At 69.8% G+C, this 14,222-nt stretch carries 11 protein-coding genes; 6 read left to right on the top strand and 5 right to left on the bottom strand.

The annotated features are described in order from the left end of the window. Positions 1–64: 64 nt before the first annotated feature. Positions 65–415 (top strand): hypothetical protein, encoded by a 351-nt coding sequence (locus AC3A57_RS08325; protein WP_487578486.1) that lies wholly within the window; start codon positions 65–67, stop codon positions 413–415. 55 nt (positions 416–470) lie between these two features. Here the strand turns inward: AC3A57_RS08325 and AC3A57_RS08320 are convergent, their stop codons facing one another. Then, the gene (locus AC3A57_RS08320) at positions 471–674 is read right to left on the bottom strand and encodes a hypothetical protein (RefSeq protein ID WP_064747549.1); all 204 of its coding nucleotides are present in this window, start codon (positions 672–674) and stop codon (positions 471–473) included. A 506-nt stretch (positions 675–1,180) separates the two neighbouring features. On the opposite strand from AC3A57_RS08320, the gene AC3A57_RS08315 reads away from it, so the two are divergent. Next, positions 1,181–3,064 (top strand): ABC transporter ATP-binding protein, encoded by a 1,884-nt coding sequence (locus AC3A57_RS08315; RefSeq protein ID WP_487578485.1) that lies wholly within the window; start codon positions 1,181–1,183, stop codon positions 3,062–3,064. Between the two features lie 90 nt (positions 3,065–3,154). Next, positions 3,155–4,357: a PQQ-dependent sugar dehydrogenase gene (locus AC3A57_RS08310; protein ID WP_487578484.1), complete on the top strand. Its 1,203-nt coding sequence runs from the start codon at positions 3,155–3,157 to the stop codon at positions 4,355–4,357. A 224-nt stretch (positions 4,358–4,581) separates the two neighbouring features. On the opposite strand, the gene AC3A57_RS08305 is transcribed toward AC3A57_RS08310, so the two are convergent. After that, on the bottom strand, positions 4,582–6,975 hold the full coding sequence (locus AC3A57_RS08305; RefSeq protein WP_487578483.1) for a Tex family protein: 2,394 nt from the start codon (positions 6,973–6,975) through the stop codon (positions 4,582–4,584). 263 nt (positions 6,976–7,238) lie between these two features. Between AC3A57_RS08305 and AC3A57_RS08300 the strand changes: the two genes are divergently transcribed. Next, on the top strand, positions 7,239–8,048 hold the full coding sequence (locus AC3A57_RS08300) for a ferredoxin--NADP reductase (RefSeq protein WP_487578482.1): 810 nt from the start codon (positions 7,239–7,241) through the stop codon (positions 8,046–8,048). Continuing rightward, positions 8,045–8,641 (top strand): TlpA family protein disulfide reductase, encoded by a 597-nt coding sequence (locus tag AC3A57_RS08295; protein WP_487578481.1) that lies wholly within the window; start codon positions 8,045–8,047, stop codon positions 8,639–8,641. The genes AC3A57_RS08300 and AC3A57_RS08295 overlap by 4 nt, the downstream gene beginning before the upstream one ends. A 7-nt stretch (positions 8,642–8,648) precedes the next feature. On the opposite strand, the gene AC3A57_RS08290 is transcribed toward AC3A57_RS08295, so the two are convergent. Continuing rightward, on the bottom strand, positions 8,649–9,572 hold the full coding sequence (locus AC3A57_RS08290; protein ID WP_487578480.1) for a LytR/AlgR family response regulator transcription factor: 924 nt from the start codon (positions 9,570–9,572) through the stop codon (positions 8,649–8,651). Positions 9,573–9,725: 153 nt separating this feature from the next. Here AC3A57_RS08290 and AC3A57_RS08285 point away from each other — a divergent pair, with 153 nt between their 5' ends. Next, positions 9,726–10,916, top strand: a complete 1,191-nt coding sequence (locus AC3A57_RS08285; RefSeq protein ID WP_487578479.1) for an acyltransferase family protein — start codon at positions 9,726–9,728, stop codon at positions 10,914–10,916. A gap of 229 nt (positions 10,917–11,145) precedes the next feature. Here the strand turns inward: AC3A57_RS08285 and AC3A57_RS08280 are convergent, their stop codons facing one another. Then, the gene (locus AC3A57_RS08280; protein WP_487578478.1) at positions 11,146–11,628 is read right to left on the bottom strand and encodes a glutathione peroxidase; all 483 of its coding nucleotides are present in this window, start codon (positions 11,626–11,628) and stop codon (positions 11,146–11,148) included. Between the two features lie 250 nt (positions 11,629–11,878). Beyond that, positions 11,879–14,176: a TonB-dependent receptor gene (locus AC3A57_RS08275; protein WP_487578477.1), complete on the bottom strand. Its 2,298-nt coding sequence runs from the start codon at positions 14,174–14,176 to the stop codon at positions 11,879–11,881. Positions 14,177–14,222 lie beyond the last annotated feature (46 nt).

Here is a 14,222-nt window from a genome sequence, read left to right as displayed (position 1 = left end):
GGCCCGCGGCCGCGCGCAGCGGCCCCGGTTCGGCCAATGGCCCACCCGCCCAGGCCGATCGCCCATGACTGCGTCCTCCGCGCCACCTGCAACCCCGTTCAATCCCGTACTGCCGTCCCTGGGCGTGCTGGTCAGCCTGCTGTGCGGGCTGTTTCCCGTGTTCGCCGCACCGCATTTCGCCCCGGTCTACGCCGCCTTCGGCGCCGATCTGCCCTGGCCGACCCGGCTGCTGCTGGATTACCCCTGGGCCCTGTGCCTGCTGCCGCTGTCGACCGTCGCGGTCTGGGGCTTGAGCCCGGTGCGGCGGCGCGATCCGATCGCCTGCCTGTTCGGCATCGGCGCCGGGCTCGCCGGGCTGGCGGCGGCGCTGGTCGCGCTGTATCTGCCGATCTACCGACTCGGTGCGCCCCTGTGAGCCGTGGCCGCGGCGCGACGGCCCGCCCCCTCGCGGAGGCGGGCCGCGGTGCGGCTTACTGCGGGCAGGCGTCGAGCACGCAGGAGCGCCAGAACACGTCGCACATCGACGGGCTGCCGCCGCCGTCCAGGCAGGGCTGACGGACTTCCTGGTCGCAATACACGCCGCCGGCGCAGACGATGATGTCGCGCGAGGACGCGGTGGCGCCGAAGGCGAAACCGAACGCGGCCACGGCCACGGCGAACAGCTTGATCTTCATTCGAACTCTCCTCTCGGATGGTGGATCTTTCGGTGATGGAGCGAGGCTGGAGCAGCCTGTCCGGCCGGGCCGGACCCGAGCTGCGCCGCGCGCGGGCTGCGCACGCGTGGCGCAAGAGCGAATGCGGACTAGCCGGCGAGGCGGGCGACGAACGCGGTCGGACGGTATCGGCCGGCCGCGCCGCAAGGCATCGGACGCGATCGGTGCGGTCGAATCGGCATGCGGACACTCCCTGTCGTGATGGCGTTGGCGGAACGGGCGGACCGAGCGGGCCGGCGGACGATGCCGGTTCGCTCGCGCAGCTTCGCGGGCGCCGATCCCTTCGGCGTTCCCCCACGGCGCCCTCTCGGCGCGCCGGGCCACGTTAGCGGCTGCGTCTGGGCAAAGGTAGCCGCAGTGCAGCACACCGGCGCCGCGCGGCGTGCGCCCGCTCACTGTTCGCCGCGCCGGCCGCGTTCGCTGCGCGGGCACACGCGAGCGTGCGCGGTTAGCGGCACAATCGCGGCATGAGCTCAGCCGACAGCGAATCCCGCGTCCCGCCCCGCGCCGGCGACGGCAAACCCAGCCTGCGCGAACGCTTCGACGCCTTGCGCAACCTGCCGCCGTTCCTGCGCCAGATCTGGAGCACCAGTCCGGGCCTGACCTTGATGACCTTGGGCCTGCGCCTGGTCCGCGCGCTGTTGCCGGTCGCCACCCTCTATGTCGGCAAGCTGATCATCGACGAGGCGGTGCGCCTGGTCGCGACCGGCCCCGACGTGGACTCGCTGGCCGCGGCCTGGCGCAGCGGCCAGTTGGACACCCTGCTCGCCCTGCTGGCGCTGGAGTTCGCCCTGGCGGTCGGCTCCGACCTGCTCGGCCGTCTGGTCAGCTACGGCGATGCGCTGCTGTCGGAGCTGTTCACCAACGCCACCAGCGTGCGCCTGATGGAGCACGCCGCGACCCTGGACCTGGAGGATTTCGAAGACCCGGAACTGCAGGACAAGCTCGACCGCGCCCGCCGCCAGACCATGGGCCGGATGAACCTGATGAGCCAGCTGTTCGGCCAGGCGCAGGACAGCATCACCGTGGTCGCCTTCGCGTTCGGCCTGCTGGTCTATGCGCCGTGGCTGATCGCCCTGCTCGCCGTGGCCCTGGTGCCGGCGTTCGTCGGCGAGGCGCATTTCAACGCGCTGAGCTATTCGCTCAACTACGCCTGGACCCCGGAGCGACGCCAGCTCGAATACGTGCGCCAGATGGGCGCCAGCGTCGAGACGGCGAAGGAAGTGAAGATCTTCAACCTGCACCGGTTCCTGATCGCGCGCTATCGCGAGCTGGCGGAGAAGTTCTACCGCGCCAGCCGCGCCCTGGCCCGCCGGCGCGCGTTCTGGGGCACCCTGCTGGCCGCGCTGGGCACGCTGGGCTACTACGTCGCTTACGGCTACATCGCCTGGCGCACGGTGCGCGGCGACTTCAGCATCGGCGACCTGACCTTCCTCGCCGGCAGCTTCCTGCGCCTGCGCCAGTTGCTCGAAGGCCTGCTGGTCGGTTTCTCCCAGGTCGCCGGCCAGGCCCTGTACCTGGACGATCTGTTTTCGTTCTTCCGGATCCGTCCCGAGATCGTCTCGCCGCCGCTGCCGCGGCCGGTGCCGCGGCCGATCCGGCGCGGCTTCGCGTTCGAGAACGTCGGCTTCCGCTATCCCGACGCCGAGCGCTGGGCGCTGCGCGGGCTGGACTTCGAGCTGAGGGCCGGCGAGGTGCTGGCCCTGGTCGGCGAGAACGGCGCCGGCAAGACCACCCTGGTCAAGCTGCTGGCGCGGCTGTACGACCCCGACGAAGGCCGCATCCTGCTCGACGGCCGCGACCTGCGCGAGTACGACCTGGACGAACTGCGCGCCAATGTCGGCGTGGTGTTCCAGGATTTCGTCCGCTACCACCTGACCGCCGGCGAGAACATCGGCGTCGGCCAGATCGACGCCATGCACGACCAAGGCAGGATCCGCGACGCGGCGCGGCGCGCGCTGGCCGACGAGGTCATCGAATCGCTGCCGCGCGGCTACGACCAGCTGATCGGACGCCGCTTCAAGACCGGGGTGGACCTGTCCGGCGGGCAATGGCAGAAGATCGCGATCGCCCGCGCCTACATGCGCGACGCCCAGGTCATGATCCTGGACGAGCCGACCGCGGCACTGGACGCGCGCGCCGAATTCGAGGTATTCCAACGCTTCAAGGAGCTGTCGGCGCAACGCACCGCGGTACTGATCTCGCACCGTTTCTCCAGCGTGCGCATGGCCGACCGGATCCTGGTGCTGGCCGAAGGCCGCCTGGAGGCCAGCGGCACCCACGCCGAGTTGCTCGCCCAAGGCGGACGTTACGCCGAATTGTTCGAACTGCAGGCGGCCGGCTATCGCTGAGCCCTCGCAGCGCCGACGCCCCGCTCGACGGCAAGGATGCCCCCCCCCCTTCTCTGGAACCCTCGATCCGATGAAAACCGGGAGCCCCGCATGACCGCCGTCCGACCCGCACCGATGTTCCGCCGCGCCGCCCTCGCCTTGGGCCTGATCGCCGCCCTGGCCGCCTGCCAGCGCGGCCAGGACGCGGTCGCGGCGACCGCACAGCCGGCGCCGAAGCAGCAGGCCGCGCACCGCGTCGGCAGCGAACGCGGGCCGGTGCAGGTCACCGAAGTCGCCTCCGGCCTGGAGCACCCCTGGGCGGTGGCGTTGCTGCCCGACGGCGGCTTCCTGGTCACCGAACGCGCCGGCCGCCTGCGCCGGGTCGGGCCCGACGGCGCGATCTCCGCGCCGATCGGCGGCGTGCCGGCGGTGTGGGCGCAGGGCCAGGGCGGCCTGCTCGACGTGATCCTGGCGCCGGACTTCGCGTCCAGCCGGCGCATCTACCTCAGCTATGCCGAACCCGGCCCGGACGGCAGCGCCGGCACCGCGGTGGCCTCCGCGGTGCTCGGCGAGGCCATGCTGAGCGAGGTCAAGACGATCTACCGCCAGCAGCCCAAGCTGGAGGGGCCGAACCACTTCGGCTCGCGCCTGGCCTTCGACCGCCAGGGCCATCTGTTCGTCAGCCAGGGCGAACGCCAGCAGCGCATGGCCGCGCAGGAGCTCGACAAGCTGCAGGGCAAGCTGGTGCGGCTCAACGCCGACGGCAGCGTACCCGCAGACAACCCCTTCGTCGGCCGCGACGGCGCGCGCCCGGAGATCTGGAGCTACGGCCACCGCAACATGCAGTCGCTGGCGCTCGATCCGCGCACCGGCACCCTGTGGGAGGCCGAGCACGGCCCGCGCGGCGGCGACGAAATCAATCGGCCGCAGGCCGGCAAGAATTACGGCTGGCCGATCGTCACCCACGGCATCGACTACAGCGGCCTGAAGATTTCCGAGGCGCAGGGCAAGGAAAAACCGGGCATGGAATCGCCCTACCACGTGTGGGAAAAATCGCCGGCCTTGTCGGGCATGGCCTTCTACGTCAACCAGCCGCAGTCGGCGTGGAACGACAGCCTGTTCCTGGGCGCGCTGGCCGACGGCAGCCTGATCCGGCTGAGCCTGGACGGCGACAAGATCGTCGCCGAGGAACGGCTGCTGAAAGAGCTGGACTGGCGCATCCGCGACGTGCGCGTCTCGGCCGACGGCAAAGTGTTCGTGCTGACCGACGAAAGCGACGGCAAGCTGCTGCGGCTGGATCCGCCGGCGAAGTGAGCGGCGCCGCCCGGCCGTCGTAGGAGCGGCGTGAGCCGCGACAACCGCAGCGGTGTACGCGAGCGCAACGGCCGAAGCCGGACAGACTCAGGTCGTCGCCATCGTCGGCGACGACCTAACCCCACGGCTTCGGCTGCAAACGTGGTATTCCACCGCTGCGACTGTCGCGGCTTACGCCGCTCCTACAAGGTTGCGGGCGCTGGGACGAGGGCCGCGCCGCCGCATCAGCCCTTCTGCTTGGCCCGCGCGAAAGCGTCGGCCAGGGCGCCGCCCAGCGGCGCCGCGGCGGCCTTGCCCGGCGGCGAGAACGAACCGCCGCGCGCGTGCGGCTCGCGTCGGCCGCCGCGGTCGTGGCCGCGGCCGGCGTTGCGGTCCGGGCGCTCGCTGCGCTCGCCCGGCGCGCGCGGCGCCGCCGGCAGCGGGTCGTCGAGGCGCCGGGTCAGGGCGATGCGCTTGCGCGCGATGTCGACCTCCAGCACCCGCACCTTGACCACGTCGCCGGCCTTGACCACTTCGCGCGGATCCTTGACGTACTTGTCCGACAACGCCGAGATGTGGATCAGCCCGTCCTGGTGCACGCCGATGTCGACGAAGGCGCCGAACGCGGCGACGTTGCTGATCACCCCTTCCAGGATCATCCCGACCTGCAGGTCCTTGAGCTCTTCCACGCCGTCGGCGAACTTGGCCGCCTTGAACTCCGGGCGAGGGTCGCGGCCGGGCTTTTCCATTTCCTTGAGGATGTCGCGCACCGTCGGCACGCCGAACTTCTCGTCGGTGTACTGCTCCGGCTTGAGGCTGCGCACGAACTGCGGATCGGCGAGCAACTGCTTCACCTCGCGGCCGCATTGCTTGACGATGCGCTCGACCACCGGATAGGCCTCCGGGTGCACCGCCGAGGCGTCCAGCGGCTCCTCGCCGTCGACGATGCGCAGGAAGCCGGCGCATTGTTCGAAGGTCTTCTCGCCCAGGCGCGGCACCTTGAGCAGCGACTTGCGCGACTTGAACGGGCCGTTCTCGTCGCGGTGGCGGACGATGTTCTCGGCCACCGTCGACGACAGGCCGGACACCCGAGCCAGCAGCGCCGCCGAGGCGGTGTTGACGTACACGCCGACCGCGTTAACGCAATCCTCGACCCGCGCGTCCAGCGCGCGCGCCAGGCGGTACTGGTCGACGTCGTGCTGGTACTGGCCGACGCCGATCGCCTTGGGCTCGATCTTGACCAGTTCGGCCAGCGGATCCTGCAGGCGCCGGGCGATCGACACCGCGCCGCGCAGGCTGACGTCGAGGCCCGGGAACTCCTTGGCGGCGAATTCGGACGCCGAGTACACCGAGGCGCCGGCCTCGCTGACCACGACCTTGCTCAGCTTGAGTTCGGGCGCGAGCTTGATCAGCTCGCCGGCGAGCTTGTCGGTCTCGCGCGAGGCGGTGCCGTTGCCGATCGCGATCAGTTCGACCTGGTGCTTGGCGCACAGCGCGCGCAGCGCGTGCAGCGACTGGTCCCACTGCCGGCGCGGCTCGTGCGGGTAGATGGTGTCGGTGGCGACCAGCTTGCCGGTGGCGTCGACCACCGCGACCTTGACCCCGGTGCGCAGGCCGGGGTCCAGGCCCAGGGTCGCGCGCGGGCCGGCCGGCGCTGCCAGCAACAGGTCCTTGAGGTTGTCGCCGAATACCTCGATCGCCTCGGCCTCGGCTTTCTCGCGCGCCTGGCCGAACAGGTCCAGCAGCAGGTGCAGGTGCAGCTTGGCGCGCCAGGTCAGGCGGCAGCAGTCGAGCAGCCAGCGATCGGCCGGGCGGCCCTGGTCGCGGATGCCGGCGTTGAGCGCGACCCGCGCCTCGCCCTGCTGGTGCCCGGCCTCGGCGTCGTTGCCCGGGTCAAGGTCGAGGAACAGGATCTCCTCGCGGCGGGCGCGGAACAGCGCCAGCAGCCGGTGCGAGGGAATCTTGGCCAGCGGTTCGGCATGGTCGAAGTAGTCGCGGTACTTGGCGCCTTCGTTCTCCTTGCCCTCGGCGACGCGGGCGCGGATCACCCCGACCTCGCTCAGCCAGGTGCGCAGTTCGCCGACCAGCCTGGCGTCCTCGCCCCAACGCTCCATCAGGATCGCGCGCGCGCCGTCCAGCGCCGCCTTGACGTCGGCGACCTGCTTTTCCTGGCTGACGAAACCGGCGGCGAACTCCTCCGGCTTGAGCATGGGATCGGCCAGCAGCGCGTCGGCCAGCGGTTCCAGCCCGGCCTCGCGGGCGATCTGGGCCTTGGTCCGGCGCTTGGGCTTGTACGGCAGGTACAGGTCTTCCAGGCGCGCCTTGCTGTCGGCGGCCTCGATGTCGGCGCGCAGTTCGTCGCTGAGCTTGCCCTGCTCGGCGATGCTCTCCAGCACCGCGGCGCGGCGGTCTTCCAGCTCGCGCAGATAGCGCAGGCGGCTTTCCAGGTCGCGCAACTGGGTGTCGTCGAGCCCGCCGGTCACCTCTTTGCGGTAGCGGGCGATGAAGGGCACGGTGGCGCCTTCGTCGAGCAGGCCGATCGCGGCCTGGGCCTGGGCGGGCTGGGCGTTGATCTCGGCCGCGATGAGCAGGGCGATCTTGTTGGCGATCTGTGCGGACTGCGCGTTCTTGTCTTGCATCGTTTCCCATCGGTCTGGCCCCGCCGGGCGGGGGACGGGACGATTGTGGCAATGCCGGCGTGAAGACGAAACCCATTGACAGGACAGGAGATTTGGGCCCAGCGGGGCCCAGGCAAAGCAATGCGCGGAAACGCGAAACGGGTAGAGATCCGGGATGGCGCCTGCCGTTACTCGTTCCTGCTCGCTCGCTGCCTGCCTTCAGATAAGAACCGCTCTCATCCATCGGCTACAATGGCCGCCCCGCTCCACCCGACCTCACCGGCATGTCCTCCGCTTTTGGCACCGAGACGGTGCTGGACGTCCGTCACTGGACCGACGACTACTTCAGCTTCACCACCACCCGCGACGACGGCTTCCGCTTCGAGAACGGCCAGTTCGTGATGATCGGCCTGCAGGTCGAACAGGCGGACGGCTCGACCAAGCCGCTGCTGCGCGCCTATTCGATCGCCAGCGCGAACTGGGAAGAGCAACTGGAGTTCTTCAGCATCAAGGTGCCCAACGGCCCGCTGACCTCGCGCCTGAAGTCGATCCAGCCCGGCGACAGCGTGCTGATCGGGCGCAAGCCGACCGGCACCCTGCTGATCCACGACCTGCACCCCGGCCGCAACCTCTACCTGCTCGGCACCGGCACCGGCTTCGCGCCGTGGCTGTCGGTGATCAAGGACCCGGAAACCTACGAACGCTTCGAGAACGTGGTCCTGTGCCACGGGGTGCGCAGCGAGCGGGACCTGGCCTACCGCGACTACATCGTCAACGAGCTGCCGCGCCACGAGTTCCTCGGCGAGCAGATCGCGGCCAAGCTGAAGTACTACCCGGCGGTCAGCCGCGAGGACTTCGTGTTCGACGGCCGCGACCAGCGCGGCCGCCTGACCGAGATGATGGACAGCGGCCGGATGACCGACCAGCTCGGCCTGCCGGCGCTGCAGGCCGAGCACGACCGGGCGATGATCTGCGGCAGCCCGCAGATGCTGGCCGACTTCCGCGAGATCCTCGACCGGCGCGGCTTCGCCGCCGCGCCGCGGATCGGCACGCCGGGCCAGTACGTGTTCGAGCGCGCCTTCGTCGAGAAGTGAGCCGGGTGCCGGCCTCGTCGTCCGTCGCGACCGTCCTGCGCGGCTTGTTCGCCGGCCTGCTGCTGGCCTGGTGCGGCGCCGCCGGCGCCCAACTCGCCAGCGCACCGCTGAGCGCGCCGGCTTCCGCCGGGGCGGCGCCGCGCACCGCCTTGCGCACCGGCCAGGCGCCGCCGGAATGGCTGGGCCTGGACCGACAGGGCCGTTCGCTGCAGGTCGGCCAGTACCGCGGCCGCGCGCTGCTGGTGGTGTTCTGGGCCGGCTGGTGCGGGCAATGCCGCAGCGAACTGCCGCTGCTGTCGGCGCTGCGCCGCAGTTTCGGCCGCGAGCGGCTGGCGGTGGTGGCGATCAACCACGCCGAACCGCGCCGCGATTTCGACGCCTTCGTCCGCCTCAACCCCGGCCTGGACTTCGACTTCGTCCACGACTCCGGCGCGGTGGCGCGCCATTACGGCGTGCGTGCGGTGCCGCAGGTGTTCCTGATCGACGCCCAGGGACGCCTGGCCCATCAGCAGCGCGGCTACTCGCCGCAGAAGATCGAAGCGCTGGCGCGGGAACTGCGCAAGCTGCTGCCCGCCTCCGGCGACGCCGGCTGAGCGCGGCTCAGGCCGCGCGCCGTTCCGAGCGCAGCGCGCCGCGGTAACGCCGGCTGCACGGGATGCGGGTGCCGTCGCTCATGGTGATGCGCGCGTCGCCGCTGTCCAGCGGCTCGATCTCGCCGACGCAGTCCAGGTTGACCATGTAGCTGCGGTGCACGCGCACGAAGCGCGCCGGGTCGAGTTGGGATTCGAGCGCAGCCATGGTAGTGCGCAGCGGATAGTCGCGGCCGCGCAGGTGCAGGTTGACGTAGTTCGACGCCGCCTGCAGCCATTCGACCTCGCTGGCGGCGATCAGGAACTCCTTGCCCAGCTTGCGCACCAGGAACCGCTCCGGGCGCTCGGGCTGGGCCGGCTCGGGCACGCCTTCGGCCGGCGCCAGCACGCTGGCCTCGCCCTGCCAGCGCCGCAGCAGCAGCCGGTAGCCTTCGATCCACAGCACCATGTAGGCGTAGCTGCGCACGTCCTTGAGGTATTCGTAGCCGTACTCCAGCGGCCAGAAGCCGAAGTCGTAGCGTTCGCCCAGGCTCAGGTAGACCAGCTTGCGGATCGCGACCATCGCGCTGACGTGCAGCACCGACCAGGCCAGGCTGCCGAGCAGGTGCAGGGCCAGCGCCCGGCGCCAGCGGTCGAAGCCCCACGGCACCCGGCGGGTGAACCAGACCAGGGCCGGCGCCAACGCCAGCGCGACCAGGCAACTGCTGCCTTCCCACACCGGCGGCGCCCAGCTCGGGATGTCGAGGCCGGCGCGGCGGATGTCCATCAGCGTGGTCAGGCTGCCGGCGATGGCATTGACCGCGAACAGCAGCACCCAGGCCGAGACCTCGGCGCTGCGCCGCCAGGGTTGGTAGCGCTCCCAGGAACCGGACGGCGCGGGCGCGCGCTCGACGGCGGGGTCGGCGGCGGTGGACGAAAACGAGGGCGGACTCATGCCGCGCATTCTCGCCCGAGCCGCGCTCGCGGCGCCCACCGGTCGTCCCTGCGGCCCGCGACTCGTCCCCGCGCGGCCGCCGGCGGTCCCCCTGGCATATCGCGCAAGTGCTTGCCGTACAAGGATTCGCTCACCTTCCGCCGCGAAACCGCCATGCCCCGCCGCCACGACATCGACGCCTTGCGCGCCCTCGCCTTCGCCCTGCTGATCCTCTACCACTGCGCGATGCTGTACGTCGCCGACTGGGACTGGCACCTCAAGAGCGCCCACCTGTCCGAAGCGCTGCAGTTGCCGATGCTGGCGGTGAACCGTTGGCGCATGGACCTGATCTTCCTGATCTCGGGCCTGTCGGTGCACTTCCTGCTGCGCGGCAGCACCCTCGGCCGCTTCGTCGCCCTGCGCAGTTGGCGCCTGTTGCTGCCGCTGAGCTTCGGCTGCCTGGTGGTGGTGCCGATCCAGCCCTATGCGCAAGGCGTGGCCAACGGCCTGGTCGAGCCCGGCTTCGTCGACTTCCTGCTGCGCTACTACCGCTTCCAGCCCTGGCCGGAGGGCGCCTTCGACGGCTGGCAGTACGGCTTCACCTGGAACCACCTGTGGTACCTGGCCTACCTGTGGGTCTACACGGTGGTGTTCGCCGCCCTGCTGCCGTTGTTCCGCCACCGCGCCGGGCGCGCCGTGCACGCGCGCCTGGTGGCGTTGCGCGGGCCGGCGCTGTGGATCCTGCCGGCGCTGCCGCTGGCGTTGGCGACCTGCCTGCTGCAGCCGCTGTTCGAGGAAACCGGCGACCTGATCCACGACTGGTACCGGCATGCGATCTATTTCACCGCGTTCGCCTACGGCTACTGGCTGGGCAACGACGCTGGCCTGTGGGCCGAACTGGCGCGGCTGCGCCGGCGCAGCCTGACCCTGGCGCTGGCGTTGCTGGCGGTCTATCTGGCCCTGGTGATCGTCCTGCCCGAACAGATCCCCGACGCCTTGCAGTACGCGGTCTGGACCCTGCGCAACCTGTACCTGTGGTGCGCGATCGTCGCGATCCTGGGCTGGACGCGGGCCTGCCTGGACCGTCCGTTCGCCTGGCTGCCCTGGGCCAACGAGGCGGTGTATCCCTGGTACGTGCTGCACCAGAGCCTGACCGTGCTGATCGCCTACTGGATCCTGCCGCTGCGGTTCGGGCCTGTGCTGGAGCCGGCGATCGTGGTCGCCGGCACCGTGGCCGGTTGCTGGCTGCTGCATGCCGGCATCCGCCGGGTGGCGTGGCTGCGGCCGTGCTTCGGGCTGAAGGCCCGGCCGCGGCAAGCCGCGGGCGCAGCCGCGCCGTCGGCGCAGGCGGCGCAGGCGGCTTGAACCGCTTGCCCCTCAGAATGCCGTTCCCCCCTTTGAAAGGGGGGGGGATTTGCTCCTGCCCTTGGAGCGTTCGCGCCGCAGCGTGGGTTTCGCGGTCGCGGCTTGCGACCGAAGGAAATCCCCGTGGGACGCCGCTCCTACAACAGAGCTATCGGAGCCGCGGCTCCCCCCTTCGAAAAAGGGGGGCCAGGGGGATTTGCTCCGGCTTTCGCCTTGGATCGCCTGATTCTCAGGCCAACGCCTTCTCGATGTCGGCGGCGATCGATTCGGGCTTGTCGGTCGGGGCGTAGCGCTTGATCACCCGGCCGTCGCGGCCGACCAGGAACTTGGTGAAGTTCCACTTGATCGCGTCGATGCCGAGGAAGCCGCCCTTCTCGTCCTTCAGCCACTTCCACAACGGATGCGCGGCGTCGCCGTTGACGTCGATCTTGGCGTACATCGGGAAGGTCACGTCGTAGGTCAGCGAGCAGAAATTCTTGATTTCGGCCTCGTCGCCGGGTTCCTGGTGGCCGAACTGGTCGCAGGGGAAACCCAGCACCTCGAAGCCGCGGGTGTGATACTCGCGCTGGAGCTTTTCCAGGCCGGCGTATTGCGGGGTGAAGCCGCACTTGGAGGCGACGTTGACGATCAGCAGCACCTTGTCGCGGTAACGGTCCAGCGACTGGGTCTGGCCGTCGATGTCGTTGGCGGAGAAGTCGTAGGCGGTGGTCATGGCGGGCTCGCGGCCGTGGGGATGACCCACGATAGCGCGTCGGGACGACGCTGTCCGGGCACAGCCCGCGAAAGCAAATCCCCCCTCCCCCCTTTTTCAAAGGTGGGAAAGGCATAGCGGGAATCTGGATCGGGATCGAATGCCGCTTTTGCTCGGCCATTCCCTATTCCCTACTCCCCATTCCCCATTCCCGGCCCCCAAAAGCGAACGGCCCGCCGAAGCGGGCCGTTCGCTTTGCAGCCAAGACCGATCAGAACGAAGCCTTGAACTCGACGCCGACGATGCGCGGGTCGTTGACGAAACCGACCAGGTTGTTGAAGTCGATGCCGCCGACGGCGCGCACCTCGTCGAGGATGTTGCGGCCGTACAGGGCCAGGTCGTAACGGCCGTCGTCCCACATGTAGCCCACGCGCAGGCCGCCTTCGGTCAGCGACTTGCCGCGGAACTCCTTGGACTCGTACAGGAAGAAGTTCACTTCGCTGCGGTAGGCCCAGTCGGTGTAGACGTAGAACTCGTTGCCGTTGGCCAGCGGCAGGGTGTAGCGCGCGGTCAGGTTGTAGACCCACTTCGGCGCCTGCGGCAGCGGGTTGCCGTCGATCGCCGCCAGGGTCTGGCCGTTGCGCACCACCAGCGGGTCGGTCACGGTGCAGCCGCCGCCGCAGGGTGCGACGAACAGGTTGCCGTCCTGGATCTCGGTGTCGTTGTAGCTGGCGCCGAAGGTGACCATCAGGTTGTCGGTCACATAGGCGTCCAGGTCGACTTCGAAGCCCTGGCCCAGGGTCTTGTCGGCGTTGACCAGGATGGTCTGGTTGAGCGCGCCGCCGACCGCGTTGAGCTGCTGGTTGTCGACGGTATAGCGGAACAGCGCCACGCCGAGGCGGGCGCGCTTGTCCCACAAATCGGCCTTGAGGCCGGCTTCGTAGGAGATCACCTTCTCGGCGTCGGCGACCGACGGGCTCGGCGGCACCTGGAACAGCAGGCGGCCCTGGATGCTGGGCGCGCGGAAGCCCTTGGCGACGCGGGCGTACAGATTGATGTCGTCGGTGGCCTGGAACACGCCGCTGACGTCCCAGCTGACGTCGTCGACGTCGGTGCTCACCTTGAACGGGCCCGACACCGGCGCGCCGAACGGCGCGCTCTGCAGCACGCTGGCGCTGAAGTCCTTCTCGTCCTGGGTGTAGCGCAGGCCGCCGCGCAGCTTGAAGCGCTCGGTGACCGCGTATTCGACCGAGCCGAACGCCGCCCAAGCCTTGTTGCGCTGCTTTTGCTGCGCGTGGCCGGCTTGCGCGCCACCGCCGAGGGTGTCGTAGTTCAGGCTGTCGACGGTGATGTCTTCGTCGAAGTAGAACAGGCCGGCCTGCCAGTTGAACGGACCGGCGTAGTTCGATTCCAGGCGGAATTCCTGGGTCCACTGGCGGTGGTCCGGCAGGCCGTCGGCCGATTCGGCGGCGAACGGAATGCCGCGCGGAGTGCTGCCGCCGGGCAGGAACTCGGCGCCGATGCCGCCGTCGATGTCGCCGCGGCTGAGCGAGTCGGCCGACTCGTAGCCGGTGATCGAGTACAGGGTCAGGTCGTTGGACAGGTCCCAGCTCAGGCGCGCGCTGGCGCCGAAGGTGTCCAGCTTCTGGAAATTGCGCCCGTCGATGCCGACCTTTTCCACGTCGAAGCCGTCGACCAGGTCGTTGCTGCCCGGCTTGAACAGCATCGCCCGGAACAGGCGAGCGGTGCCTTTGAGGTGGCGCGCGTGGACGTTGAACAGCGCGTCGAAGGTGTCGCTGCCGTCGTACTGCAGCTGCAGGCGCAGCGCCGACTCGTCGTAGCCTTCCAGTTCGCGGTTGCTGCGCGCGTTCGGGTTGGTGTTGTCGACCCAGTCGCCGCGGCGCTGGTACATGCCCGAAGCGCGGCCGGACCAGTTGGCGCCGAGCGGGCCGCTGATCGCGCCTTCGAAGTTGGTGGTGCCGTAGGTGCCGTAGGAGATCTGGCCGTAGCCTTCCAGTTCGCGGGTCGGCTTGGCCGATTCGAACTTGACCACGCCGGCCGGGGTATTACGGCCGAACAGGGTGCCCTGCGGGCCGCGCAGCAGCTCGACGTTCTCCAGGTCGAACACCGGGAAGCCCTTCAGCAAAGGGTTCTCCAGGACGATGTCGTCGTACACCAGCGAGACCGGCTGGGAGGCATTGAGATCGAAGTCGGTGTTGCCCAGGCCGCGGATGTAGAAGCGCGGGAAGGCGCGGCCGAACGAAGATTCGATGTTCAGGCTGGGCAGGCGGCCGGACAGGAAGCGGATGTCGCCGCCGCCGGAGCCGAGCACGTGCAGCTTTTCGCGGTCGACCGTGGTCAGGGCGACCGGCACGTCCTTGGCGCGTTCGACCTTGCGCTGCGCGGTCACCATCAGCGCATCGAGGGTCTTGGCTTCGCCTTCGGCCGGCGCGGCGGGCGTGGCGTCCTGGGCGAAGGCGGCGGCGGAAGCCAGGCTCAGGCCGATGGCGGCGGCGAGGACGCCGGCGCGCGGGGCATGACGACGGAGCGCACGAAGGTGCTGGGGCATGGTCGGATTTCTCGTGGACGCGGCGCCGCGGCGGCGCCAGTTCGGG

The organism is Lysobacter sp. Soil_C_15 (genome assembly GCF_057657315.1).
This window is presented reverse-complemented; position numbering and strand designations above follow the sequence as displayed.

What these genes read in the sequence shown, in the direction of transcription:
- AC3A57_RS08325 (WP_487578486.1), top strand. Translation starts at nt 65, where the DNA reads ATGACTGCGTCCTCCGCGCCACCTGCAACCCCGTTCAATCCCGTACTG.
- AC3A57_RS08320 (WP_064747549.1), bottom strand. Translation starts at nt 674, where the DNA reads ATGAAGATCAAGCTGTTCGCCGTGGCCGTGGCCGCGTTCGGTTTCGCC.
- AC3A57_RS08315 (WP_487578485.1), top strand. Translation starts at nt 1,181, where the DNA reads ATGAGCTCAGCCGACAGCGAATCCCGCGTCCCGCCCCGCGCCGGCGAC.
- AC3A57_RS08310 (WP_487578484.1), top strand. Translation starts at nt 3,155, where the DNA reads ATGACCGCCGTCCGACCCGCACCGATGTTCCGCCGCGCCGCCCTCGCC.
- AC3A57_RS08305 (WP_487578483.1), bottom strand. Translation starts at nt 6,975, where the DNA reads ATGCAAGACAAGAACGCGCAGTCCGCACAGATCGCCAACAAGATCGCC.
- AC3A57_RS08300 (WP_487578482.1), top strand. Translation starts at nt 7,239, where the DNA reads ATGTCCTCCGCTTTTGGCACCGAGACGGTGCTGGACGTCCGTCACTGG.
- AC3A57_RS08290 (WP_487578480.1), bottom strand. Translation starts at nt 9,572, where the DNA reads ATGAGTCCGCCCTCGTTTTCGTCCACCGCCGCCGACCCCGCCGTCGAG.
- AC3A57_RS08285 (WP_487578479.1), top strand. Translation starts at nt 9,726, where the DNA reads ATGCCCCGCCGCCACGACATCGACGCCTTGCGCGCCCTCGCCTTCGCC.
- AC3A57_RS08280 (WP_487578478.1), bottom strand. Translation starts at nt 11,628, where the DNA reads ATGACCACCGCCTACGACTTCTCCGCCAACGACATCGACGGCCAGACC.
- AC3A57_RS08275 (WP_487578477.1), bottom strand. Translation starts at nt 14,176, where the DNA reads ATGCCCCAGCACCTTCGTGCGCTCCGTCGTCATGCCCCGCGCGCCGGC.